We start from the raw sequence: 22,949 nt of genomic DNA, 5'->3' as shown, positions 1-22,949 counted from the left end.
ATGCCACCCATCACCCGACCCGCTGCCAGAACCACCAGGCAGCCAACAAGATGAGCAGCACCGAGCCGCCGCGCACCACCACGCGGTCATACCAGGGCCTGCCGACCAGGGCCTGCGACACCAGAACCCAGCCCAGCACGGCCACAAGCTGGCCAGCCTCGACGCCCAGGTTGAAACCGGCCAGTGCCCAGGGCAGCAGCCCGCCGGGCGCGGCGGCCTCCAGCAGCAAGCCGGCAAAGCCGAAGCCGTGGACCAGGCCGAACAGCAGCGCCAGCACGTCCATGCGAATCCATTTCACCGGGCGCAGGTTCAGCAGCGCCGTGACGGCAATCGACAGCGCAATCACCGGCTCGACCCATATGGGCGATGCCTGCGTCCAGCCGAAGGTTGCCAGCATCAGCGTGATTGAATGGCCGATGGTGAACGCGGTCACGGTGCGCAGCAGCGCCAGCCAGGCGTCGCCTCTAGCATAGGCTGGCGTGGGGCCGGGCGGGACGGCGGCCGCACCGACTGGCCGAGCTTGGCGGGTTTGGGCAAACGCCGTCCGTGGCCGGCGGCGCAGGCTCAGCTGCAAGGGCAGCACCAGCGCCAGCAGGAAGGCCAGGTGGTCGTAGCCTTGGAGCAGGTGGTGCATGCCCAGGCTGAAATAGTCGCGCAGCGCCGACAGGCGATTCGACGATGCCGCCTGCGTGATGGCCCCAGCGCCGGCCTGGCGGTCCGCGCCAGGGCTGAGCGGCAGGCGTCCCTGCTGGGGCGAAACCGTGCTGAGAAAGTCCTTGCCGCCCAGCTGGCCCGCCACCAGAAGCCGGTGCGTCGAATCCTCGTTTTTCAGGAGGCGGTAATCCAGGTTCAATGCGTCACCGGCCGGGCAGCGGGCTTGCGCCACAGCCCGAAAATAGACACCGTCGCTGCGGCGTTCCAGGCCATCGGCCTGCCAGTCGAGCCGGCAGGCAGGCGGCGGACCGGATGCAGCCCCCGGCGGTGCGCCGCCCGGCACCTCCAGATTGGCCAGGGTGTTGAGCGCAGCCAGCACCTGCGGCGTGGCCGCCCTGACCTCGCCCCAGCTCACGCGCGCATCGGCATTGGCATCCACCGGCACGATCAGGTCCAGGTCCCGAAGCGCTACCGCCAGCGCAAACCTGAAATCGCTGACGCTGCCTGCGCCTGCCAGGGGTTGTGTCTGCCGCACATCGAGGTAGGCATCGCTGCCCTTGTGCGCCAGCGCCGGGCCGCAAGCCAGCGCCAACGCCAGCAGCCAGCCGGCTTGGCCCCATGCGCGATGCGGGCGCATCAACTGGCCACCTTGGCGGCGACCTTGCCGGCGGGCGCCAGCCGCGCGTCATGCAGGCCGGAGGCGCGGATGGCTTTTTCAATCTCCGCCAGCGCCGCGCCGTCATTGGCCAGCCGGGCGCTTTGCAGCGCTGCCCACCAGTCCAGCGGCTCGCGCTGGAGCTGAAGGTTGGCACGGGCCAGTTGCAGCGCGCGCGGCGCGTCGGCGTCTAACCACAGCGCGGCCAGCGCCAGTTCGCGGCCATGCAGTGCCGGATCGTCGCCGCGCCGCTTCAATTCATCGACGCGGGTCTGCAACAACTGGCGCGCGCCGGTCCAGCGCGCATCGCCCTGGCGCTTCCAGGCCGCCGCACGGCGCAGCAACACGGCATCGGTCTCAGGCAGCGGCGCCAGCAATTGCAGCGCCTGCGCAGTCTTTCCGGTGCGCAGCAACAGGTCGCTGAAGGCAATCGCGGTGTACAGGTCGTGTTGCGCCGCCAGGCTTCGCGCATAGGCGCTGGCTGCGTCCGCATCGCGGCCCGCGCGCTCGTGGTTTTCGGCCAACAGCGACAGCAGCCAGCTGCGCTGGCCGGGGTCGGTGGCCTGGCTGACCAGCGCCTGCAGGCCTTGCCCGGCTTTTGGGTTCTGGCCCTGCAGCGACTCGGTTTCAAGCCGGCAGGCGCTGGCGTAGAGCAAGGGGCCAGCGCGGGAAACCGCTTCGCAGGCCGCCAGCGCTTCGGCATAGCGTGCCGACAACCGCTCCAGCGACGCCAGGTTCAGCCAGCCCTGCGCATGGCCGGGGGCTCTGGCCAGCGCCGCCGTGAGCACCGCCCGCGATGCTGCGAATTCATGCCGGCCCTGCTGCACCGTGGCCTGCAGGACGGCCAGGTCCGCCGGCGCATCGGGCCGGTCCCACCAGGGCGCCAGCGCCGCTTGGGCGCGCCCCCAGTAGCGCGTGTCGCCGGTCTGGCGAGCCACCGAAATATCATCCCGGGCCTGCCTGGCGGCGGCTTGCGCATCGGCGGCCGTCGGCGTGCCTGCCGAAGACTGGACAGGGCGGCTTCGCGTCACCGCAGGCAGCACTTCAAGGATGTCTTCGTCGCGCAGGGGCTGGAGCGGGGCAGCGGCCATCACAGGCATCTGAAGCGCCGCCAGCACGCCGGCCAGCGCGATGGCCGTGAAGGAAGCAGGCAGTTTGAAATCAGGCATGGCGATGTCTTCCAGGTGTGCAGCCGGCGGGTGTCTGTATGGATTTTCACCGGGCAATCAGACAAGGCGTCGCCCAGCAAAAAAAAATTATAAAAAAGCCCGGCCATTGAAAGCAATCAATGGCCGGGCAATGCCATGGCTAGCGTTATGGCAGGGGCGCTGGTTCCGCGTTGTCGTTGGCCACCAGTGTCAGCGGGTTGGTGTCAACCGGCTCCGCGCTGTCGCTGCCGCCGGCGATGAGGCCGTTGATGTAGGCGACCACATCGGTGATCGTCTGCGCGACAGGCCCCGGTGGGGGACCGCCTGTCCCGTTGGCGCCGTGGTCGTCGCTGCTGCCGCCGCAGCCGGCTAGCAGCGCGGCCGACAGTGCGGCGCCAGCCATCAGTCTTGGGTTGAAGGTGAACATGGTGTTTCCTTGTCTAGCGGCCAATTACTTGGCGCCCGCAAGCGGGGTGTTGAGGTAGGGGAAGACCTGCTTGAAGTCGGTGGCGCTGGCGCGTACGCCATCCACGAAGGCCACGCCGCCGGCCGGCGCATCGGCGGGCTTGCAGCCCACCTTCAGCGCGTCCGTGTCGCCGGTCAGCACGCACAGCGCGCCCATGGCCACGCGCAGCGACACGTCCACCACGTCGTCGCCCAGGCGGCGGCCGTTCGGGAAGCCGGCGGCATCGCCCGCCGCCACGCCCAGCGCGTTTTGCGCGGCCGCTGGCTTGGCGGCAATCGACGTGTTCAGGCGCAGCATCTCGGTCAGCGGACCGCCCATGCCCAAGCCGGTGATGTTGGCCGGCCGGTTGACCGTGGGCAGGCCGGTCAGGAAGGCGGTCATCAGGTCGGTGCGCGGGAAGTTGGTCGGCGCCTTGACACCAAACAGCGATTCAAGCAGCGCCGGCAGCGTTGGGTTCGTCACATAGTCGGCAAAGTTGGCTGCGTCGTTGACCGGCTTGTTGGCGTTGAACTTGTCCTTGTCCTTCAGACCAATCACCACCTCGTTGACCAGCGGCATGCCCAGGCGCGAAACTTGCGTCCAGGCGCCGCCGGCTTTTTCGCTGGCCTGCAAGCCCGAGCCTGGCGCGCCATTGAGCAGCCGGCCCTGGCGCAAACTGGCCGTGGTCCAGCCGCCGATGACCTTTTCGCTGCCCTGCGTCAGGCAGTTGGCCGGCACTTCAAGCGCCAGCGAGGTCACGTTCTTGTTTTCCAGTTCGCCGAACTTGCCGGCGGCCGCTGCGTTGGCTTCGTTGGTGATGAAGGCGGCGGGCGCATTCACCAGATCAAAGATGGCGCCGAGGTTGACCGAAAAGGCTTCCTTGCGCTGGCCGACGAACACCTTGCCGGGCGTTGCGCAGCCGGGAATGTTGATGGCCTGGATGTAGGAATTGGCATAGCCTTCATAGCTGTTGCCGGGGAAGGTCTTGGTGCCGATGTAGTCGATCGGCTTGCCAAAGGTCGTACCGCCGCCGGCCGTGGTGACGGCCGCGCGGCTGCCGCTGCGGCGGTCGCCGCGCACCACGTTGAGCGTGAAGCTTTCGGTGTAGCTCAGCGGCGCGCCGGGCGCATTCGTGACCGCGCCGGCCTGGCGCAGGGGAATCGAGACATTCTTGCCGCCGATAGGCAGCGTGATGCCGGCGCCGTTGTTGGCGAGTTCGTTCTTGAACTGGAACTGGAAGGTCAGGTCTTCCTTGCCGTCGCCATTGTTGTCCAGGTGGATTTCATACAGCGCGTTCGGGTCAAGCGAGAAGTAATTCGGGCCGCCATAGGCGTCCTGCAGCGGCAGGTAGTTGGCGATCAGCGTGACGTTGCCGGCCTTGCCCGCCTCGTAGCTGTTGAACATGTAAAAGTCGGTGCCATCGACCTTGGGGGCGGTGGTGATAAACGGCGCTTCGCGGTGGCTCGAAGCCATCACGCCACCGGCGGCGGCGAGCAGCAGGCACGCGCTGGCGATATGCCCAAGTTTCATTTTCATGGTCGGTCTCCTGGTTGAGGGGTTTACAGCGGTTGCTGTACCGGGAGATACGCAAACCGGCTGCGGGCCGGATTCAGGGAAGGTTCAGAATTCGGGCAGAGGCGAAGTTGTCCTACAAAACGCTGTTGCACGAAGCGCCGCCTTAAAGCGTCGTTCCTGCGCAAGCGGGAAGTTGCCAATATTCTTAACTGCTTACCTTGCCGCAGGTCGACGGCTTTGTCGGTTTTTGGTGTTGGCCTTGCTTTGCATAGCGCAGGGTTGCTGTGTCTTTTGCTTGATGTTTTTGGGTTTTCAGGTGTGGGGCGCCTTCCCGGCGGGGGGTAACTTTCTTTTCTGGCAAAAAAGAAAGTCACCCCCCGCCGGGAAGGCGCTCACCCTTCAAACCACAGAAGAAACCACCCAAAGCCCAAGAACACAAACAAAACAGCCATCCTCACACGATGGGCTTGCACAAGCCGCTATTTATTCAATAGCACTTACTGCCGCGCTGTGCGCACATTCGGCGGAATCGCCTGTGGGTGGCTGGTGCGAAACGGGTTGATGTCCAGCCCGCCACGTCGCGTGTAGCGCGCATACACCGTGAGCTTGACCGGCCGGCAGCGCGTCCAGATGTCCATGAAGATGCGCTCGACGCACTGCTCGTGAAATTCGTTGTGGTTGCGGTAGCTGACGAGGTATTGCAGCAGGCCTTCCTGGTTAATTTGCGGGCCGCTGTAGCTGATGCGCACGCTGCCCCAGTCGGGCTGGCCGGTCACCAGGCAGTTGCTCTTGAGCAGGTTGCTGACCAGCACTTCGGTCACCGGCGGCTCGTCGAACACGGCGTTCAGCAGGTCGGGCGCCGGGGTGTAGCGGCTGCATTCCACATCGAGCCGGTCCAGGCTCAGGCCGTCGAGTTCGGCCACGTCCTCGCGGTCGAACAGCTCGGGCAGCAGCAGTTTGACGCCGACGCTGGACGCATTGGGCGCGCCGCGCCAGGCGGCTTCGCCGATGTCGGCGCGCAGCCGCGCCTGCACCGCGGCGGCGTCTGGAAACGGGGTGTTGTTGAAGCTGTTCAGGTAGAGCTTGAAGGACTTGCTTTCAACGATGTTGGGTGTCTCGCAGGGCACGATGAACTGTGCCAGCGCCACCTGCGGCTTGCCGCGCAGGTTGAGCCAGCTCAGCTCGAACGCGGTCCACAGGTCGGCGCCGAAAAACGGCGGCGCGGCGCCCACGCCAATTTCTTCGCGCTTGGCCAGGCGCGCAATCGGAAACAGCAGCGACGCGTCGTACTTAGCCACATAGGCGGACGATTTGCCGAGTTCGGAATGTTCAGGAAGGTTGTTCATGGTTGGGTAGAGAGGTTGTCGGGTTGGCCGCATCCAGGTGCGGAATCAAGAGGGCCAGCAGGCGCTCGACCACGCCGGGCGGCAAGTCGTGGCCCATGCCGTCGATGCCGGCCAGCCGGGCGCCGGGAATGCGGCGGGCGGTGTCTTCGCCGCAGGCAAACGGCACCAGCGGGTCGGCCCGGCCATGCACCACCAGCGTCGGCACCTTGATGCTGGCGAGTTCATCGGCGCGCGTGCGGTCGGCCAGCACGGCGACCATCTGCCGCAAGATGCCCACCGGGTAAAAGCTGCGGCGGGCCGCCGTTCTCACGAGATCCCGCCACTCGGCATCGCTCAGCGCAAAACCGGGGCTGCCAATGGTCTTGAATACCCGCACCAAATGGTCGATGGCCGCGTCCAGGCCTTTGCCGGCAGGCCGGCGCATCAGCACGCGGCTGACCTCGGGGCTAGGTCCGGGCAGGCCGCGCGCGCCGCTCGAACTCATGAGACTGGTCAGGCTCGGCACCCGCCCGGGCGCCAGCAGCGACAGGCGCTGGGCAATCATGCCGCCCATGCTGGCGCCGACCACATGCGCTTGGTCGATGTTCAGCGCGTCGAGCACACCCAGCGCGTCCCGCGCCATGTCGCGCAGGCTGTAGGGCGGCCGGATGCGCCAGCCGAGCCGGTATTTCAGCCCCGCCCACAGCACCCTGGGCTTGCCCAGCACATCGAAATTCTGGCTCAGGCCGGCATCGCGGTTGTCAAAGCGCACCACCCGGTAGCCGGCATCGACCAAAGCCTGCACCAAGGCTGGCGGCCAGGCGATCAGCTGCATGCCCAGGCCCATGATCAGCAGCACGACCGGGCGCGGCCGGCCCTGCGCATCAAAGGCCGCGCCGCTGTCCTCGACTTCGATATCGATTCCGTTTGCTCTTGTTTTCATAGCTGCTTGCGCACGCCTTGCGTGCGCCAAATGCTTATTTGATTAAAATTTATCGCCAATGGACGTTGCTGCCGGCTCAAACGCCCTGCCCGCGCCTGAACACCAGCCGGTCCACGGACGACGCACCGGCATCGAAGCCATAGCCTTCCGTCCCAAAACCCTCCAGCTGCGTAACCGTTGCCAGCCCATGTTCAATAGCGTAGCGCGCCATCAGCCCGCGCGCGCGCTTGGCCGCGAAGCTGATAACTTTGTAGCGGTCGCCGCGCCACTCCTCGAACACGCAGGTCACCACGCGCGCCTTGAGCGCCTTGCGGTCCACGGCCTTGAAATACTCCTCGCTGGCCAGGTTGACGATGACCGGCGACACCTCGGCGGCCGCGCGCGCATTCAGGTAGTCGGCAATCTGCGCGCCCCAGAACTGGTAGAGATTCTTGCCGCGCGTGGTCGCCAGCGCCGTGCCCATTTCCAGCCGGTAGGGCTGCATCCAGTCGAGCGGGCGCAGCACGCCATACAGGCCGCTCAAAATGCACAGGTGCTGCTGCGCCCAGGCCAGTTGCGCCGCGTCCAGGGTTTTGGCGTCCAGTCCCTGATAGGCATCGCCATTGAAGGCCAGCGCGGCCTGCTTTGAATTGTTGGCGTTAAAGGTCGGCGACCAGGCTTTATAGCGCGCCGCGTTCAGGCCGGCCAGTGCATCTGACAGCTTCATCAGGCTGGCAACCTGCTGCGGCGACTTCTCGCACAGCACCGCGACCAGTTCGGCGGCCTGCGCGATGAACAGCGGCTGGCTGTGCGGCACATGGCCAGAAGGCGTGTCGTAGTCGAGGGCTTTGGCAGGTGACAGAAGAAACAGCATGGTCGGGGAATCCTTTGCGCCGGATTATCGGATACGCTAAACATCCATTTTTTGACCGACCGCTTGCGACAACTGCAGCCTGACTCATGCGGGCTCTGGAAAGAGCGGTTGGGCCATTAGCCTGAATGCCCCCTGCAAAAGCCCCCATCCCAACCTTCCCCCAAAGGCGGGAAGGGGCCATGCGGGGAAATGCGGCCGACGCGGCGCCGTCGAATAAAATCGGCGCAACGCTGCCTCCCCCAACTCAAACCTCAACTCCAACCCAGGCGGCATCCCCGAGATGCCGTTTCTCATTGCCCCATGACTGAAGCTGCCACCCCCACCCCGACCGCCCCTGCCCTTGATGCCGTCAAGGTGTTTCCCCCGACGCCGGGACTCGACAGCCTGGCCAAGTCGTTCGAGCCTTCAGAAATCGAAAAGCACTGGGGTCCGCTGTGGGAGCAAAGCGGCCAGTACGAGCCGACGCTGGATGCATCGAAGCCCTCGTTTTCTATCCAGCTGCCGCCGCCCAACGTCACCGGCACCCTGCACATGGGCCATGCGTTCAACCAGACCATCATGGATTCGCTGACGCGCTACCACCGCATGCGCGGGGACAACACGCTGTGGGTTCCCGGCACCGACCATGCGGGCATCGCCACGCAGATCGTCGTCGAGCGCAAGCTGCAGGGCGAAGAAGGCAAGACCCGTCACGACATGGGGCCGACCCCCGCCGAAGCGCGCAAGAATTTCGTTGCCAAGGTCTGGGAATGGAAGGAAGAATCCGGCTCGACCATCACGCGCCAGATGCGCCGCATGGGCGATTCGGTGTCGTGGAAGCATGAATACTTCACCATGGACCCGAAAATGTCCAAGGTCGTCACCTCGACCTTTGTGCAGTTGTATGAGCAGGGCCTGATCTACCGGGGCAAGCGGCTGGTGAACTGGGACCCGGTGCTGAAATCCGCCGTGTCCGACCTGGAAGTCGAGAGCGAGGAGGAAGACGGCTTCATGTGGCACATCCGCTACCCGCTGGCCGATGGCTCGGGCGACATCACCGTCGCCACGACGCGCCCCGAAACCATGCTGGGCGACGTGGCGGTCATGGTGCATCCGGAAGACGAACGCTACCAGCACCTGATCGGCCAGCAAGTCACCCTGCCGCTGTGCGACCGCACGATTCCGGTGATTGCCGACGACTATGTGGACAAGGACTTCGGCACCGGCGTGGTCAAGGTCACGCCCGCGCACGACACCAACGACTATGCGGTCGGCCAGCGCCACCAGTTGCCGATCATTTGCGTGCTCACGCTCGACGCCGCGATCAACGACAACGCGCCCGAGAAATACCGGGGCATGGACCGCTTCGTCGCCCGCAAGGCCGTCGTCGCCGACCTGGAAGCCGCCGGTTTCCTGGTCGAGGTGAAAAAGCACAAGCTGATGGTGCCGCGCTGCACCCGCACCGGCCAGGTCATCGAGCCGATGCTGACCGACCAGTGGTTTGTCGCCGTGAACAAGGTGAGCGAGCAAGACCCGACCGGCAAGTCCATCGCCCAGAAAGCGATTGACGCGGTCGACAGCGGCGCGGTGAAGTTCGTTCCCGAGCAGTGGGTCAACACCTACAACCAGTGGATGGGCAACATCCAGGACTGGTGCATCTCGCGCCAGCTCTGGTGGGGCCACCAGATTCCGGCCTGGTACGACGAGGACGGCAAGGTCTATGTCGCCACCAACGAAGAGGAAGCGCAGAAACAGGCGCCCGGCAAAACATTGCGCCGGGATGAGGATGTGCTCGACACCTGGTATTCGTCGGCGCTGGTGCCCTTCTCTTCACTCGGCTGGCCTGAAAAGACCAAGGAGCTGGACCTGTTTTTGCCGTCGAGCGTGCTGGTCACCGGCTACGACATCATCTTTTTCTGGGTCGCCCGGATGATCATGATGACCACGCATTTCACCGGCCAGGTGCCGTTCAAACACGTCTACATCCACGGCCTGGTGAAGGACGCGCAGGGCAAGAAGATGAGCAAGTCCGAGGGCAATGTGCTGGACCCGGTCGATCTGATCGACGGCATCGAACTGGCCCCGCTGCTCGACAAGCGCTCGCAAGGCCTGCGCAAGCCCGAAACGGCGCCGCAGGTGCGCAAGAACACCGAAAAAGAATTTCCCGCCGGCATTCCCGGCTACGGCGCCGACGCGCTGCGCTTCACCTTTGCGTCGCTGGCCAGCCTGGGCCGAAGCATCAACTTTGACAGCAAGCGCTGCGAAGGCTACCGCAACTTCTGCAACAAGCTCTGGAATGCCACGCGCTTCACGCTGATGAACTGCGAAGGCCAGGATTGCGGCCTGAACGAACACACCAAAGCGCAGTGCGCGCCTGGCGGCGAGTTTGAAAATTACCTTGATTTCTCCCAGGCCGACCGCTGGATTGCCTCCACGATGCAGCGCGTTGAGCTGGACGTGGCCAAGGGCTTTCTAGAGTACCGCTTCGACAACGTGGCCGGCCACATCTACCAGTTCATCTGGGACGAGTTCTGCGACTGGTACCTGGAAATCGCCAAGGTGCAGATCCAGCAAGGCAACGACGCGCAAAAACGTGCCACCCGCCGCACCTTGATCCGCACGCTGGAGGGCATCCTGCGGCTGGCGCACCCCTTGATCCCGTTCATCACCGAGGAACTCTGGCAAAAGGTGGCACCGGTCGCCGGCCGCGCCGGCCCGTTCATCGGCATGGCGGCCTATCCGCAAAGCCAGCCCGAAAAAATCGACCCGCGAGCCGAAGCGCATGTCGCCAAGCTCAAGACGCTGGTCGATGCCTGCCGCAACCTGCGCGGCGAGATGAAGGTCTCGCCGGCCACGCGCCTGCCGCTGCTGGTGGTGGGCGACAGCGACTTCATCACGGCTGTCTCGCCGGTGCTCAAGTCGCTGGCCAAGCTCAGCGAAGTCAAGCTGTTTGCCACCGAGGCCGAATGGGTGCTAGCAGCCGAAGCCGCGCCCGTGGCCGTGGTCGGCGATGCGCGCGTGTGCCTCTACATGGAAGTCGATGTGGCGGCCGAAAAAGCGCGCCTGGGCAAGGAAGCCACGCGGCTTGAAGGCGAGCTGATCAAGGTGCAGGCCAAGCTCGCCAACGAGACTTTCGTCGCCAAGGTGCCGCCCGCCGTGCTGGAAACGGAACGCAGGCGGCTGACGGAATTCACCAGCACGCTGGAAAAGATACGCGAGCAGCTGGCGCGGCATAAATAATGCAAAACAACTGCGCCATCCGCTGTTTTGGGGGGATTGACGTAGGCCCGACCGGGACGTAGTCTGACGCCGGCGAGGCCTTCAAAGTCCGACAATATTTCCTTATTTTTCAAGAAACGCCAATGCAAAAATCCATCCTGAAAAAAGCAGTATTTCCCGTCGCCGGCCTCGGAACCCGCTTTCTGCCTGCCACCAAGGCGAGCCCCAAGGAAATGCTGCCCATCGTGGACAAGCCGCTGATCCAGTATGCGGTGGAAGAAGCCTATGCAGCCGGCATCCGGGACATGATTTTCGTGACCGGCCGCAACAAGCGCGCCATCGAGGACCATTTCGACACGGCTTACGAGCTGGAAAACGAGTTGGAAAAGGCCGAAAAACATGCGTTGCTGGCGCTGGTGCGTTCGGTCCAGCCCGACGACATGACCGTTGCCTTTGTCCGCCAGCCGCGCTCGCTGGGCTTGGGTCATGCCGTGCTGTGCGCCGAGCACCTGGTCGGGAACGAACCGTTTGCCGTCTTGCTGGCGGACGACCTGATGGTCGGCCCGCCAGGCGGGTTGTCGGTGATGGCGCAGATGGCCGAGCAGTTCGCGGCGCTTGGGCAATCGGTGCTGGCGGTGCAGGAAGTGCCGGCCGAGCAGACGCGGCGCTACGGCATCGTGGCTGGCGAAATGGTCGGCGAGCGCCTGATGAAGGTCAGCCACATGGTCGAAAAACCAGCGCCCGAGGCAGCGCCTTCACGCATGGCCGTGGCCGGACGGTACATCCTGACGCCAGCCGTTTTCGAGCAGATCCGCAACCAGCCCAAAGGCGCAGGCGGCGAAATCCAGCTCACCGACGGCATTGCCGCGCTAATGCAGCACGAAAGTGTCTACGCGTTCCAGTACCACGGCAAGCGCTACGACTGCGGCAGCAAGGAAGGTTTCCTGGAAGCGACGGTGGAGCTTGCACTGCAGCACCCCGAAGTCGGCGTGTATTTCAGGAACTACCTCGACAACCTGCAGATCGGCTGGTCGGGCAAGGAACGCCGGGCCGCCAACCTGTCCTGACAAAGGCATGCGGCCTGATCGTCAGCGCCGCTTCAGCACATGAACGAACTCGTTTCCGACGGTTTGCTGCTCCATCAGGTCGTTTCCGGTCTGTTTGGCAAACGCCTGGAAATCGCGGGTCGATCCGGCATCGGTTGAAACCACGCGCAAAAGCTGCCCACTTTCCATGGCCGCCAGCGCCTTTTTGGCCTTCAGGATAGGCAGCGGGCAGTTTAGGCCGCGCGTGTCGAGTTCTTTGTCGATGTTCATGGGTGTCTTCAAGGCGAAATGTTGATGTTCATGCAGGAAACACGCCGGTGGACAGATAGCGGTCGCCCCGGTCGCAAACGATGAACACAATCACCGCATCTTTCACCGTTTTGGCGATTTCCTGCGCCACCCAGCAAGCGCCGGCGGCCGAGATACCGGCAAAGATGCCTTCCTCGCGCGCCATGCGCCGGCACATGTCTTCGGCATCCAGCTGGCTGACCAGGACCAGTTCATCGACATTGCGCGGATCGTAGATCTTGGGCATGTAGGCTTCGGGCCACTTGCGGATACCCGGAATGCGCGAACCTTCGCTTGGCTGCGCGCCGATGATCCGTATCTCAGGGTTTCTTTCCTTCAGATAGCGCGACACGCCGGTGATGGTGCCGGTGGTGCCCATGGCGCTGACAAAATGCGTCACCGTGCCGGCCGTGTCGTTCCAGATTTCGGGGCCAGTGGTCTCAAAATGGACGCGCGGGTTGTCAAGGCTGGAGAACTGGTCCAGCACCCGGCCCTTGCCTTCTTGCTGCATCCGCTCGGCCAGATCCCGCGAGTATTCAATGCCGGCGCTTTTCGGCGTCAGGATCAGTTCGGCGCCAAAAGCCTTCATGGTCTGCGCGCGCTCAATGCTCAGGTCCTCCGGCATGATCAGGATCATGCGGTAGCCCTTGATCGCGGCGGCCATGGCCAGCGCAATGCCGGTGTTGCCCGACGTCGCCTCGATCAGCGTGTCTCCTGGCTTGATCTCGCCGCGCTCCTCGGCGCCCCGGATCATGGCCAGCGCCGGCCGGTCCTTGACCGAGCCGGCCGGATTGTTGCCTTCAAGCTTGCCCAAAATAATGTTGCCGCGCACGGCGTTTTCGGCAGCGGCAATTCGCTGCAGTGCGACCAGCGGTGTTTTCCCGATGGCGTCTTCAATCGTTGAAAATTTCATAGGCCACACTGTGCCATAATTTAAGGCTTCGCTTCTGCTAGCCCGGGTGGTGAAATTGGTAGACGCAGGGGACTCAAAATCCCCCGCCGAAAGGCGTGCCGGTTCGATTCCGGCCCCGGGCACCATTCAGTAGAATCACAGCGACTCATAACCCCTCAGAACCCGCATGTCTCATAGGCATAGCGGGTTTTTTGTTGTCTCACGCAGTATCACTGGCTAACATGACATACCGCCAAAAAGGCGGCATTTATGGCGGTATCTCCAAATACCGTCAGCCGACATACCGCCAAAGGGGAATCCATGCCGTTGACTGACACTTTCGCCAAGAACATCAAGCACACCGGGGCAGCGGCAGGCGACAAGCACACGGACGGTGGCGGCATGTACATGCTGGTGAATGCAGGCGGTAAATACTGGCGCATGAACTACCGCTTTGACGACAAACGCAAAACCTTGGCGCTTGGCGTGTACCCGGCGGTATCCCTGGCCAAAGCCCGCCAGCGGCGCGACAAGGCACGCGAACTGCTTGCGGAAGGTATCGACCCCAGCACGGCCAAAAAAGAGGACAAGCAGGCCAAAGCCGACGCGGCGGCCAATACTTTCGAGATGGTGGCGCGGGACTGGCTGGCAAAAACGGCGGCGGACCGAATGCCCACCACGCAGGACAAACTGACTTCCTGGCTGGAAAAGGACGTGATCCCTTTCATCGGCAAGATGCCCATATCCACCATCGGGCCGCGTGACGTGCTGGCGGCGCTGCGCAAAATGGAAGCCCGGGGCGCGCTGGACAGCGTGCAGCGCGTCAAGCAGGTATGCGGGCAGGTGTTCCGGTACGCGGTGGCCACGGGCAGTGCAGAGCGGGACGTGACGCAAGACCTGAAAGGCGCACTCGCCAAACCAACGGCGGGCCACTTTGCAGCCATTACCGAACCCAAGCAGGCAGGCGACCTGATGCGCTCGATATTCGATTACGTGGGACACCCCACCACCATTACGGCGCTCAAGCTGTCCCCGCTGGTGTTTGTGCGCCCTGGCGAACTGCGCACGATGGAATGGGCAGAAGTTGACCTGGACGCGGCAGAGTGGCGCATTCCCGGCAGCAAAATGAAAATGAAGGTTGACCACCTGGTTCCGCTGTCAAAGCAGGCGGCGGAACTGCTGCGCGGCGTGCAGCCGATGACAGGCCACGGGCGCTATGTGTTCCCCAGCCTGCGCACGGGTGAACGGCCAATGTCAGAAAACACCATCAATGCAGCCTTGCGCGGCATGGGCTACAGCGCAGAGGTTCACAGTGCCCACGGATTCCGCGCAATGGCTAGAACCATCATGGATGAAGTGATGGGCGAACGGGTGGACTTGATCGAGCATCAATTAGCCCATGCGGTGAAGGACGTGAACGGACGGGCCTACAACCGCACGGCGCATCTGCCAGCCCGGCGCGTGATGATGCAGACTTGGGCGGACTACCTGGACAAGCTGCGCATTGGCGCGGACGTGATCCCGCTTCGCACGGTGGCAAAGTAAAAAAACAGTTTTGAGCCATGCCTAGCCATCGGCTGATCCCCGATGGTGAAAACCGGGACACCCTGGCCCGGCGGCGCTGGTTTTATTTCAGGCGTGACAGGGGACGGCATGAGCAAACTATTTAAGCTGAAAAAGTGGCTGACAGTGCCAGATGCAGCAAAGCATCTAGCTATCGTTTTTGGTGAAGAAGTTACTGAAGCTGATGTACTGAGATTTGGAATTGATGGGCACCTGAAATTGTCGGTTCACCTTGTCAATGGCGCATACGCCCGCCCATGCTTTCCCGTCAAGATTGAAGAAATCGAATGGGACGAAATGTCACTCTTGGACGGCAAGCAAATCATAAAAATTCCTAGGGGCGGGCGAATTTGGCAAGACCACCAAGGATGTTTTCAAGTCAAGCGTCATGTCTCAGCATTGGATGGCGATGTATGGGATTTGCCGATGAATGGAGGGGAACGAATTGATGTTGAGTACAGGTATCAGCAGTTGACCAATGGTCCAGAGGTAACAACCGTTTCTTTAGAGGGTGTTCTTGTTGCTTCGATAAATGGCGAGCTACATGAAATTCAATCCCACTTTGGGAACAACGAAAATTTCAAGAAGGACGATCTTAAAAAACCGTTCTTACATCCTGATAATTTTCATCCGGCAGGCGCACTACCTGATGACAGCGTATTTGTTGTGAGAATCTCTGCATTGACAGAATTTATTCAGTCGGTGAATGAAGAACCAACCAATACAGCAAAGCCACTTGGAACCACTGAGCGCAACAACCTACTGAAACTGGTTATCGGAATGGCGGTGAAGGGTTACAGCCATGATCCGGCGGCAAAAAAGAGCGCGACGCCAAAAGAGATAGCAGACGACTTGGCAGCCCTTGGAATCAGTATTGATCCCGACACTGTGCGCAAGTATTTGAAAGAATCTGCAAACACTGTATTGCCTGCAAAGGCACGCCAGCCATAGAGCAAAGCCGAATTCGGTTTAAGTGAAGCCGAATTCAGTCACGTAGAGTCGCTAACCCGACATTCTCGGGCCTTACTTCAAAGGGCCTCAAGCAATGTCACAGAAACCCAGCACACCTAAAACGCCCATTGCCCTAAGCATCCCGGCGCAAAAGGCAACCATCCATCCATCGGTTTTCGACGCCCTGCCCGACAGTGCCTACATTCGAGAATCGCAACTGGTGCAAAGCCCAAAAAGGCCAGACACCCCAGCCCCCCTGCCCTTTTCCGCGCCGACGTTGTGGCGCAAGGTAAAGGCGGGCACGTTCCCCAAACCCAGCAAACTTTCTGAGCGCGTGACGGCCTGGAATGTTGGGGCTGTGCGGGCCTGGATGACGGCACAGGCCACGGTGTAAAGGACTGTCCATGACCCACACCACCACCCATGAAAAAAGCCCCGGAACTTGCGATTCCAAAGGGCTTGCGGCTGACACCACCGGTACTGATTTTCCCACGACGGCGAACGACGGTAAAGCCTTTGCCAACCTGGCTGCACGCTTTGCGCTGGCAGGCCACACCCTGAGCCGCAGCAACCCGGCGGACGGCGCGGGCCTGTATTTCGCGGCGCGCTGGGGCATGTCCCGTGCCTTGCCTGACTTGCAGGCGGCGGCGCATTTCCTCGTGCAGATCGGCGGTGGCGCATGACCGACCCGACCAAAATCGAAGCGCTGCACCTGGTGCGTGATCTTCACCCTGGCGTCAGCAGCGAAGTGCAATGCGCCCGGATTCGTTCGGCACTGAGCCGGTTCAGCATCACCACGTTTGAAGCCATGCGTTACCTGGACGTGTACGACCCCCGGGCGCGAGTGATGCAACTGCGCAACCGGGGCGAAACCATTGATACCCACTGGCAAACCGTCATCACCGAAGCTGGTGCGCGCCATCGTGTCGGGCGCTACACCCTGCGCACCGGGGGCAGCGCATGACCGCAGAACCTGCCCAGCAATTCAGCGCGGCCATGGCAGCGGCGGGCATGGAAGCCCCGGCCAGCATCAACCCCGACGGCGCAATCCACCGATTCAGCACAAACGGCAGGCGCGGCGATGATTCGGGCTGGTACATGCTGCACCTTGACGGCACGGCGGCGGGCGCGTTTGGCTGCTGGCGCACCGGCTTGCAGTCCACCTGGTGTGCCAAGTCAGACCACGCCATGACGGCCGCCGAACTGAGCGCCCACCGCCACCGCATCAAGGCCATGCAGGCACAGCGCGAAGCCGACACGCTGGCAACCCAGCATCAAGCCAGCGAAACGGCGGCGACACTGTGGAGCCAAGCCGACGCGGCAGCGAACCATCCCTACCTGAGCCGCAAGGACGTTCAGCCCCACGGCCTGAAGGTGTTTGCCGACAAGCTGCTGATCCCGCTACGCGACACGGCGGGCAAGCTGCACAGCCTGCAAACCATCACGCCGGCCGGTGACAAGCGCTTTCACCCTGGCGGGCGAATCAAGGGCTGCTATCACGCCATTGGCAAACCGGCGGGCCGCATCATCGTCTGCGAGGGCTACGCGACCGGCGCAAGCATCCATGAAGCCACGGGTGACGCGGTGGCCGTCAGCTTCAATGCGGGCGGACTCATGCCGGTGGCGCTGGCCTTGCGCGCCAAGTATGCGGACTTGAAGATCATCGTGGCGGCGGACGATGACCACCTGACGGACGGCAACCCTGGCATGGCCAAAGCCACGGCGGCGGCGCTGGCCGTGGGCGGGCTGGTGGCTGTGCCATCGTTCCCGGCAGACAGGCCGGACAAGGCAACCGACTTCAACGACCTGCACCAACTCGCCGGGCTTGACGCGGTGAAGGCGTGCATGGATGGCGCTATCGAATCAGTAGCTACTCATGCTGGTGGCAATTGCGCTACAGGCCATTTTGATGACTGGCCAGAGCCTACACCCTTGCCAGACGCCCTGCCCCCGGTTCAAGCCTTTGATGCCGACCTGTTGCCCCTGGCCTTGCGCGGCTGGGTGATGGACATTGCCCACCGGATGCAATGCCCGCCGGACTTCCCGGCGGTGGCAGCGCTGGTGGCCCTGAGCAGCCTCATTGGTGCGCGGGCCGTGATTCAGCCCAAGGCCAAGGACGATTGGCAGGTGGTGCCGAACCTTTGGGGCAACCTGGTAGGCCGTGCAGGCGTGAAGAAGTCCCCGGCGCTGGGTGAAGCCCTGCGACCGCTGAACCGCTTGCAGGCCACGGAGTTTGAGCGCTGGCAGCTTGAACACGACGCCTGGGCGCTCGACTGCAAGGTGATGGCCATGCAGGACGATGCGAACGAGAAAAAGGCCAAGGGGCTGGCAGGCAAAGACCCGGCGGCGGCACGGGCGCTGCTTGAGCCGGTTGACATACCGGCAGAACCCACGGCGCGGCGTTATATCGTCAACGATGCGACGGTGGAAAAGCTGGGCGAACTGATGCAGCAAAACCCGTGGGGCACCCTGAGCTACCGGGACGAGATTTACGGGCTGCTGACCGGCCTGGACAAGCCGGGGCAGGAAGGGGCGCGGGCCTTCATGCTGCAAAGCTATGACGGCAATCAAGGCTACACCTTTGACCGCATCGGGCGCGGGACGGTGCATATTCCGCGTGTCTGCCAAGCGGTGATCGGCGGCATTCAACCGGGACGCATTCAGGAATACGTGCGCGGGGCGGTGGCGGGCGGCAGCGCCGATGATGGGCTGCTGCAGCGCTTCGCCTTGACCGTGTGGCCAGACGTGGCGGGCGAATTTATCCACGTTGACCAATGGCCAGACACCCCAGCCAAGCAGACCGCCTGGGCGGTGTTTGAGCGCCTGGCAGAGCTGGAACCGGCCAGCGACACGGAGCCGGTTGTCTGGCGCTTTGACGACGCGGCGCAAGCCCTGTTTGTGGAGTGGCTGGTTCCCTTTGAAACGGAAATACGCGGGGACGATCTGCACCCGGCGATGGTGTCGCACCTGTCCAAGTACCGCAAGCTGATCCCGGCGCTGGCGCTGGTGTTTGCCCTGGTGGACACGCCGGACACGGGCGGCGTGATCCATGAGCGCGAACTGATCCGGGCGCTTTCCTTTGCCGACTACCTGCGCACCCATGCCCACCGGCTGTACGCGGCGGCGGTGACGCCTGAAACCACCGATGCCGTCACGCTGCTGTCCCGCATCAAGGCAGGCAAGCTGGTGGACAGGGACGGCTTGATCCTGGACAGCTTCACCCCCCGGCAGGTGGCCCTGAAGCACTGGGCCGGTCTGGGCACGCCGGACGCAGTGCGCAAGGCGGCAAACGTGCTGGCCGATTACGACTGGTTGCGGCGCGAGGTGGTGCCCGGCGGCGCGACAGGCGGCAGGCCAAGCGACCGCTACACCATCAACCCACTGGCAAGGGGCGCGGCATGAACTGGCTGGCACGACTGAAGAAAATCGACACGACCCCCACGGCAGAGGCTACAGAACCTACAAAACCCGGTTTCGTAGGTTTTGTAGCCCCCGGTATGGCCCCCCTGCAAAAAACAGGGGCTGATTCACCGGCAGCGAACGACCCGGCGCAAATCCTGGCGCTGGTTTCAACCGGCAAGGTTTCCACGCTGGTTTCCAGCCCAGCGCCTGTTTTGCAAGACCCCGACCGCTGGTGCTGGCCACACAGCCAAGCGATGACAGGCCGGGAGATTGACACCTTTGCGGCGCGGCTGCACCACTTCACCCGGCGCGGGGTGCTGGCGCTCGATGCCGAACGGCTGGCCGACAAGCTGGTGACGCGGGACCGGGAAGCGGACGCTAGGCGGCTGTGCCTGGAATGCGCGCACCTGGCAGGCCATGCGGGCGCATGGGGATGCAGGAACTGGCAGCAGGCCGCAATTGCCAGCAAAGCACGCGATGCGCAGCTACCGGCAGTGTTGGTGATCCAGCTCCAGCGGTGCGACGGCTTCAAGGCCGCCACTTGAAAACAATCAAACTAAATCAAACGAACAACCCCATGAACAACAAACCCCTTTTCACGCCCACAGCGGACGGCATTCAACCGGCGGGCGTGCTGATCCTGCTGGCGTCAGAGATTCATGAAAACCCCGGCGTGCACCAGAACGGACGCCTTCAAAGCCACATCGACGCCATGCTGACGGCGGCGCGGGCGGGCGGCTTCACGCAAGGCGACATTCTGGCCACGCTGCTATCGAAGAATGAAGTCTCGCACCGGGTCAAGGCCATGGCAGTGCAGGCGAGCGCGGCGGCGGGCAATGAAGCACTGGGCAGAATATTTGAAGCCTTGCGGAACAGGTGCTGATGATGGCAAGCACTCACAAAGGCGGCACCATGGACAAGACCCCAAGCAAACCAAAAAGTAAGGCGCTGGCAGCGCCGCCAGCCCCGGCGCTCACACCGGCAGACAAGGCCAGAATGGCCCTAATGCCTTCAGTCAACAGCGCGACGGTAATCGACGCCTATCAGGGTAACGTCATGGGCAAGGACGCTGATATCAACACCATGATCGAAGGACTGCGCGAAACATCCAAGGAAGTAAGAGGCGGCGACCTGCGCATTATGGAATCGATGCTGATCGGGCAGGCGACGGCGCTGCAAACCATCTTCGCCAGCCTGGCGCGGCGGGCAGCGACGCAGGAACACTTGCGCCAGTACGAAACCTTCATGGGGCTGGCCTTGAAGGCCCAAGCACAGAGCCGGGCAACCATATCGGCGCTGGTGGACTTGAAATACCCCCGGCAGGCGACGTTCGTGAAGCAGGCCAACATTGCCCACGGGCCGCAACAGGTGAACAACGGCGCGGAATCAAGCGAATTAATGCAGCAGCACGCGCAGGCGCGCACGTACGCAAGGCAAACCCAGCCCCAGCAAAACGAACTATTAGAGGAAGGACAGCATGGCAGCACGCATCTGGACACCAGAGCAACGGCAAAAACAAAGCGAAGCCATCCGGCGGTGGAAGCCATGGCAACAGTCCAGCGGGCCAAAAAGCGCAGAGGGTAAGGCGGCAGCGGCCGGCAACGCCTGGACGGGGGGCGACTGGCGCAAGCTGCGGCAGGCCATCAAGGCGCTCAATGAAGCCATGCGCAAGCAGCGGGACTGGCTAAAAAGTTGAAAGGCAGCTTTAAATAGGCCAGAAAGGTTGTACGGCTTGCCAGTTTTGCGGGCGCGGGCTTTGACTGAGAACCCATTCATAACAGTCAAATTGACACAAAATTACACTGTATGATTCCATTTGATACAAAAAATTAATCAAAGGGAAACGCATGAATGAGCTGAAATTAACAATTGCGGGAATGGTTGTCATTCTTTGCACCGGTTGCGCATCAATCACTGGTAGTGAAATGCAGCAACTTTCACTCACTACCAAGGGTGAAGATACTCAAGTAGTCGAAGGCGTGAAATGTAAGTTGCAGAACGACAAAGGAACCTGGGAGTCAACTTCGCCTGGATTTGTCAATATTCGTCGTTCCTCTGAAGATTTGACCGTTGAGTGCAAAAAGGAAGGCCAAAAAGACGGTTTGCTTAAGGCAATCTCCCGGGCAGCCGGAAGTATGTACGGCAACATTATTTTTGGCGGCGGTATTGGCGCAATCATTGACCACAACAAAGGCACAGGCTACAACTATCCCGACCGGTTGCCCGTTGAAATGGGCAAATCCGTGATCGCTGATCGAAAAAATCAGGACACGACAGCAACACCGACTGTTGCGACGAAATAACTCAATTTTGGAACTAGGCATCCAAACTGGAAACAGTACGCTCCTTTCCGAGGGGGTGGGCTTGCAAAGTCTGGAGCTAGTCCAAAAGGGAAACCACACGGTTTCTCACGCGCAGAAAATATCCCCCATTTGAATTAATTCAAAATCAGCAAATCCCCGACCGGCAGGCAGGGGCGGGCAAAAAGTCTGGCTGATCGAGCCGTGGAAACCGGTAGTTCCGTTTGATTCAACGCTAACCCACTAAATGCCACCGTGCGCGTGCGCGAGAACAACGGCAGCACACCGCATCAATACGTGTCAAAAACGCCACAAGGGGGACACTTTGAAAAATGACGGTACTTTTGACGGTACTTTTTAAAATCGTTTTTCAAGAACCTAGCATCCATGCGGTCTGCAGCCTGTTTTGTGATTCCGGCCCCGGCACCATTCAGTAGAATCAGACCGTCTCAAAATACCTCAGAACCCGCATGTCTCCTAGGCATAGCGGGTTTTTTGTTGTCTCACGCAGTATCACTGGCTAACGTTGATTGGGCTCGCTACCAAAAAAATTACTACTGGCCTGCAACCATCGGCCAACGTCACAGCCTGACGGGTAGCAGCTTGAAGCACAGGACGAAGGTTGCAGCACCAGCAATCACCCAGGCGAGGTTCTCCGGATCGGCGCGTCTGCGGGTGAAATGGCAATACATCTCTTTGGAAAAACTGAGCAGGACCGGTGCAAGTGCTGCAGTAATGATGCCAAAAGGCGATGCGATGGCCGCGCAGGCCAAGCCGGCAAAAAAGTGGATTATTTTTGTTTTTTTGAACACGGTGAATTTATTCCCATGCCCGCATCATAGGTTCTCAGCCAGCCTGACAAAAATCGCTTATAGCTTTCCTGGACGGCCGGCGCCGGTCCATATTTTTCGCAACGCCATGATCACCACGGCCAGCGAGGTGCCCGCCATGTCGATCCCAATATCGAGCAAGCGCGGGTGCCGGTCGATGGCAAAAAACTGCAGCGCTTCGGTCAGCAGCGCCAGGGTCAGCGCCAGCAGGATCACCCAGCGCGCACGACAGGCCAGCGGCCGCATCATGAGCAGCAGCGACATGCCGCAGAAGACCACAAAGTGCGCCCACGACGACAGCGAAAAAGGGACGTGAAGGCTTTGCTCCACACCGCTGCGCCACGCGTTGGGCATTTGCGTGCCGACAAACAGCGCAAGAATATGCAAGCTAAGCAGGCTCCAGGCGAGACGAGGCGACATCAGGGTACTTTTTCAGGTCAGGGCCTGTCGCCAGGCCGGAGGTTGAAACCACCGCACCCTCATGAGGTTTGGGGTGAGTCAGCTATCTTATTCAATAAGTTGAGCCATGCAGCGCCATGTGGAAATCAGGAAGCAGAAGAGTGGGCTCGCAACTGGCGCATGGCCTGCGCCAGTCGCCCGGCACCCCATCCCAATGCCAGACCCACGGCATCAGCCACGAGGTCGCGCCAATCCGCAGAACGGTTGGGGGTAAAGGACTGCAACACTTCAATCAACGCGCCATAGGCCAGCAGACCGGCAAGCAGGTAGTGCAACATTCGTTCTGTAATTTCCCCGACCATTGAAACTGAGCCTGTTTGAAGGTTTTTGGTTTTGGGATTTTTCAATCAGGCCCCTGCCAGGCCGCCGGAGGCACCCTCCCATGACAGTCTGGCAAGCCTGGATCAATACAGAAAGAACCTATTTGCATGGCCCAACGAACCCAACTCGATGACGGCAATCACCCGTTGCATGAAGCTTAT

The 22,949-nt window shown here is 61.9% G+C and carries 24 protein-coding genes and 1 tRNA gene; 13 read left to right on the top strand and 12 right to left on the bottom strand.

What is annotated here, in order from left to right:
- Positions 1-10: 10 nt before the first annotated feature.
- The 7 genes from ACP7AD_RS05280 to yaaA form a co-directional block, all read right to left on the bottom strand.
- Complete coding sequence (locus ACP7AD_RS05280; RefSeq protein ID WP_426145302.1) at positions 11-1,291, bottom strand: HupE/UreJ family protein; 1,281 nt, start codon at positions 1,289-1,291, stop codon at positions 11-13.
- Entirely contained in the window at positions 1,291-2,478 is a 1,188-nt protein-coding gene (locus tag ACP7AD_RS05275) for a hypothetical protein (RefSeq protein ID WP_426145300.1), read from the bottom strand. Before ACP7AD_RS05275 ends, ACP7AD_RS05280 begins: the two co-directional genes overlap by 1 nt.
- A 145-nt stretch (positions 2,479-2,623) precedes the next feature.
- Positions 2,624-2,884, bottom strand: a complete 261-nt coding sequence (locus tag ACP7AD_RS05270) for a hypothetical protein (protein WP_426145298.1) — start codon at positions 2,882-2,884, stop codon at positions 2,624-2,626.
- A gap of 24 nt (positions 2,885-2,908) precedes the next feature.
- Complete coding sequence (locus tag ACP7AD_RS05265) at positions 2,909-4,438, bottom strand: DUF4331 domain-containing protein (RefSeq protein ID WP_426145296.1); 1,530 nt, start codon at positions 4,436-4,438, stop codon at positions 2,909-2,911.
- Between the two features lie 476 nt (positions 4,439-4,914).
- Positions 4,915-5,763, bottom strand: coding sequence for an NADPH-dependent 7-cyano-7-deazaguanine reductase QueF (gene queF, locus ACP7AD_RS05260; protein WP_426145295.1), 849 nt, complete (start codon positions 5,761-5,763; stop codon positions 4,915-4,917).
- On the bottom strand, positions 5,747-6,685 hold the full coding sequence (locus ACP7AD_RS05255; RefSeq protein ID WP_426145294.1) for an alpha/beta fold hydrolase: 939 nt from the start codon (positions 6,683-6,685) through the stop codon (positions 5,747-5,749). Before ACP7AD_RS05255 ends, queF begins: the two co-directional genes overlap by 17 nt.
- A gap of 76 nt (positions 6,686-6,761) precedes the next feature.
- Positions 6,762-7,538 (bottom strand): peroxide stress protein YaaA, encoded by a 777-nt coding sequence (gene yaaA, locus ACP7AD_RS05250; protein WP_426145292.1) that lies wholly within the window; start codon positions 7,536-7,538, stop codon positions 6,762-6,764.
- 300 nt (positions 7,539-7,838) lie between these two features.
- Between yaaA and ACP7AD_RS05245 the strand changes: the two genes are divergently transcribed.
- Together ACP7AD_RS05245 and galU are read left to right on the top strand one after the other, a co-directional pair.
- Entirely contained in the window at positions 7,839-10,757 is a 2,919-nt protein-coding gene (locus ACP7AD_RS05245; protein ID WP_426145290.1) for a valine--tRNA ligase, read from the top strand.
- A 122-nt stretch (positions 10,758-10,879) separates the two neighbouring features.
- Entirely contained in the window at positions 10,880-11,803 is a 924-nt protein-coding gene (galU, locus tag ACP7AD_RS05240) for a UTP--glucose-1-phosphate uridylyltransferase GalU (protein ID WP_426145289.1), read from the top strand.
- Between the two features lie 21 nt (positions 11,804-11,824).
- Here the strand turns inward: galU and ACP7AD_RS05235 are convergent, their stop codons facing one another.
- Together ACP7AD_RS05235 and cysM are read right to left on the bottom strand one after the other, a co-directional pair.
- A complete protein-coding gene (locus ACP7AD_RS05235; RefSeq protein ID WP_426145288.1) occupies positions 11,825-12,052 on the bottom strand; it encodes a sulfurtransferase TusA family protein in 228 nt (75 codons plus the stop codon).
- A 28-nt stretch (positions 12,053-12,080) separates the two neighbouring features.
- Positions 12,081-12,983 carry a cysteine synthase CysM gene (gene cysM, locus ACP7AD_RS05230; RefSeq protein ID WP_426145286.1) on the bottom strand — a complete coding sequence of 301 codons (903 nt, stop codon included), beginning with the start codon at positions 12,981-12,983 and terminating at the stop codon, positions 12,081-12,083.
- Between the two features lie 40 nt (positions 12,984-13,023).
- Between cysM and ACP7AD_RS05225 the strand changes: the two genes are divergently transcribed.
- The 11 genes from ACP7AD_RS05225 to ACP7AD_RS05175 all read left to right on the top strand — a co-directional run bounded on the left by ACP7AD_RS05225 (position 13,024) and on the right by ACP7AD_RS05175 (position 21,181).
- Positions 13,024-13,108, top strand: a tRNA-Leu gene (locus ACP7AD_RS05225).
- A 175-nt stretch (positions 13,109-13,283) separates the two neighbouring features.
- On the top strand, positions 13,284-14,507 hold the full coding sequence (locus ACP7AD_RS05220; RefSeq protein WP_426145284.1) for a tyrosine-type recombinase/integrase: 1,224 nt from the start codon (positions 13,284-13,286) through the stop codon (positions 14,505-14,507).
- A 42-nt stretch (positions 14,508-14,549) separates the two neighbouring features.
- Positions 14,550-15,476 (top strand): hypothetical protein, encoded by a 927-nt coding sequence (locus tag ACP7AD_RS05215; RefSeq protein ID WP_426166027.1) that lies wholly within the window; start codon positions 14,550-14,552, stop codon positions 15,474-15,476.
- Between the two features lie 94 nt (positions 15,477-15,570).
- The gene (locus ACP7AD_RS05210; RefSeq protein WP_426145282.1) at positions 15,571-15,870 is read left to right on the top strand and encodes a helix-turn-helix transcriptional regulator; all 300 of its coding nucleotides are present in this window, start codon (positions 15,571-15,573) and stop codon (positions 15,868-15,870) included.
- A gap of 10 nt (positions 15,871-15,880) precedes the next feature.
- Positions 15,881-16,159, top strand: coding sequence for a hypothetical protein (locus tag ACP7AD_RS05205; RefSeq protein WP_426145280.1), 279 nt, complete (start codon positions 15,881-15,883; stop codon positions 16,157-16,159).
- A complete protein-coding gene (locus tag ACP7AD_RS05200; RefSeq protein ID WP_426145279.1) occupies positions 16,156-16,440 on the top strand; it encodes a helix-turn-helix domain-containing protein in 285 nt (94 codons plus the stop codon). Before ACP7AD_RS05205 ends, ACP7AD_RS05200 begins: the two co-directional genes overlap by 4 nt.
- A complete protein-coding gene (locus ACP7AD_RS05195; protein WP_426145277.1) occupies positions 16,437-18,878 on the top strand; it encodes a DUF3987 domain-containing protein in 2,442 nt (813 codons plus the stop codon). Before ACP7AD_RS05200 ends, ACP7AD_RS05195 begins: the two co-directional genes overlap by 4 nt.
- Positions 18,875-19,423 (top strand): hypothetical protein, encoded by a 549-nt coding sequence (locus tag ACP7AD_RS05190; RefSeq protein ID WP_426145276.1) that lies wholly within the window; start codon positions 18,875-18,877, stop codon positions 19,421-19,423. The genes ACP7AD_RS05195 and ACP7AD_RS05190 overlap by 4 nt, the downstream gene beginning before the upstream one ends.
- A 32-nt stretch (positions 19,424-19,455) precedes the next feature.
- The gene (locus ACP7AD_RS05185; protein WP_426145274.1) at positions 19,456-19,761 is read left to right on the top strand and encodes a hypothetical protein; all 306 of its coding nucleotides are present in this window, start codon (positions 19,456-19,458) and stop codon (positions 19,759-19,761) included.
- Entirely contained in the window at positions 19,755-20,462 is a 708-nt protein-coding gene (locus ACP7AD_RS05180; protein WP_426145273.1) for a hypothetical protein, read from the top strand. Before ACP7AD_RS05185 ends, ACP7AD_RS05180 begins: the two co-directional genes overlap by 7 nt.
- 263 nt (positions 20,463-20,725) lie before the next feature.
- Positions 20,726-21,181 (top strand): hypothetical protein, encoded by a 456-nt coding sequence (locus ACP7AD_RS05175; RefSeq protein WP_426145272.1) that lies wholly within the window; start codon positions 20,726-20,728, stop codon positions 21,179-21,181.
- A 578-nt stretch (positions 21,182-21,759) separates the two neighbouring features.
- Here ACP7AD_RS05175 and ACP7AD_RS05170 read toward each other — a convergent pair.
- From ACP7AD_RS05170 to ACP7AD_RS05160, 3 genes are all read right to left on the bottom strand, one after another.
- Complete coding sequence (locus ACP7AD_RS05170) at positions 21,760-21,990, bottom strand: hypothetical protein (RefSeq protein ID WP_426145270.1); 231 nt, start codon at positions 21,988-21,990, stop codon at positions 21,760-21,762.
- A gap of 57 nt (positions 21,991-22,047) precedes the next feature.
- A complete protein-coding gene (locus ACP7AD_RS05165; RefSeq protein WP_426145268.1) occupies positions 22,048-22,428 on the bottom strand; it encodes a VanZ family protein in 381 nt (126 codons plus the stop codon).
- A 125-nt stretch (positions 22,429-22,553) separates the two neighbouring features.
- Positions 22,554-22,814, bottom strand: coding sequence for a VanZ family protein (locus ACP7AD_RS05160; protein WP_426145267.1), 261 nt, complete (start codon positions 22,812-22,814; stop codon positions 22,554-22,556).
- Between the last annotated feature and the right edge of the window lie 135 nt (positions 22,815-22,949).

The sequence above is a fragment of the Polaromonas sp. DSP2-3-2b2 genome (genome assembly GCF_049895905.1).
In the GTDB taxonomy this organism is placed as follows: domain Bacteria; phylum Pseudomonadota; class Gammaproteobacteria; order Burkholderiales; family Burkholderiaceae_C; genus Polaromonas.
This window is presented reverse-complemented; position numbering and strand designations above follow the sequence as displayed.

Coding starts and splice junctions, on each gene's coding strand:
- ACP7AD_RS05255 (WP_426145294.1), bottom strand. CDS start 6,685: ATGAAAACAAGAGCAAACGGAATCGATATCGAAGTCGAGGACAGCGGC.
- ACP7AD_RS05185 (WP_426145274.1), top strand. CDS start 19,456: ATGAACAACAAACCCCTTTTCACGCCCACAGCGGACGGCATTCAACCG.
- ACP7AD_RS05165 (WP_426145268.1), bottom strand. CDS start 22,428: ATGTCGCCTCGTCTCGCCTGGAGCCTGCTTAGCTTGCATATTCTTGCG.
- queF (WP_426145295.1), bottom strand. CDS start 5,763: ATGAACAACCTTCCTGAACATTCCGAACTCGGCAAATCGTCCGCCTAT.
- ACP7AD_RS05270 (WP_426145298.1), bottom strand. CDS start 2,884: ATGTTCACCTTCAACCCAAGACTGATGGCTGGCGCCGCACTGTCGGCC.
- ACP7AD_RS05175 (WP_426145272.1), top strand. CDS start 20,726: ATGAATGAGCTGAAATTAACAATTGCGGGAATGGTTGTCATTCTTTGC.
- yaaA (WP_426145292.1), bottom strand. CDS start 7,538: ATGCTGTTTCTTCTGTCACCTGCCAAAGCCCTCGACTACGACACGCCT.
- ACP7AD_RS05215 (WP_426166027.1), top strand. CDS start 14,550: ATGGTGAAAACCGGGACACCCTGGCCCGGCGGCGCTGGTTTTATTTCA.
- ACP7AD_RS05195 (WP_426145277.1), top strand. CDS start 16,437: ATGACCGCAGAACCTGCCCAGCAATTCAGCGCGGCCATGGCAGCGGCG.
- ACP7AD_RS05275 (WP_426145300.1), bottom strand. CDS start 2,478: ATGCCTGATTTCAAACTGCCTGCTTCCTTCACGGCCATCGCGCTGGCC.
- galU (WP_426145289.1), top strand. CDS start 10,880: ATGCAAAAATCCATCCTGAAAAAAGCAGTATTTCCCGTCGCCGGCCTC.
- ACP7AD_RS05245 (WP_426145290.1), top strand. CDS start 7,839: ATGACTGAAGCTGCCACCCCCACCCCGACCGCCCCTGCCCTTGATGCC.
- ACP7AD_RS05265 (WP_426145296.1), bottom strand. CDS start 4,438: ATGAAAATGAAACTTGGGCATATCGCCAGCGCGTGCCTGCTGCTCGCC.
- ACP7AD_RS05210 (WP_426145282.1), top strand. CDS start 15,571: ATGTCACAGAAACCCAGCACACCTAAAACGCCCATTGCCCTAAGCATC.
- ACP7AD_RS05205 (WP_426145280.1), top strand. CDS start 15,881: ATGACCCACACCACCACCCATGAAAAAAGCCCCGGAACTTGCGATTCC.
- cysM (WP_426145286.1), bottom strand. CDS start 12,983: ATGAAATTTTCAACGATTGAAGACGCCATCGGGAAAACACCGCTGGTC.
- ACP7AD_RS05190 (WP_426145276.1), top strand. CDS start 18,875: ATGAACTGGCTGGCACGACTGAAGAAAATCGACACGACCCCCACGGCA.
- ACP7AD_RS05235 (WP_426145288.1), bottom strand. CDS start 12,052: ATGAACATCGACAAAGAACTCGACACGCGCGGCCTAAACTGCCCGCTG.
- ACP7AD_RS05200 (WP_426145279.1), top strand. CDS start 16,156: ATGACCGACCCGACCAAAATCGAAGCGCTGCACCTGGTGCGTGATCTT.
- ACP7AD_RS05220 (WP_426145284.1), top strand. CDS start 13,284: ATGCCGTTGACTGACACTTTCGCCAAGAACATCAAGCACACCGGGGCA.
- ACP7AD_RS05280 (WP_426145302.1), bottom strand. CDS start 1,291: ATGCGCCCGCATCGCGCATGGGGCCAAGCCGGCTGGCTGCTGGCGTTG.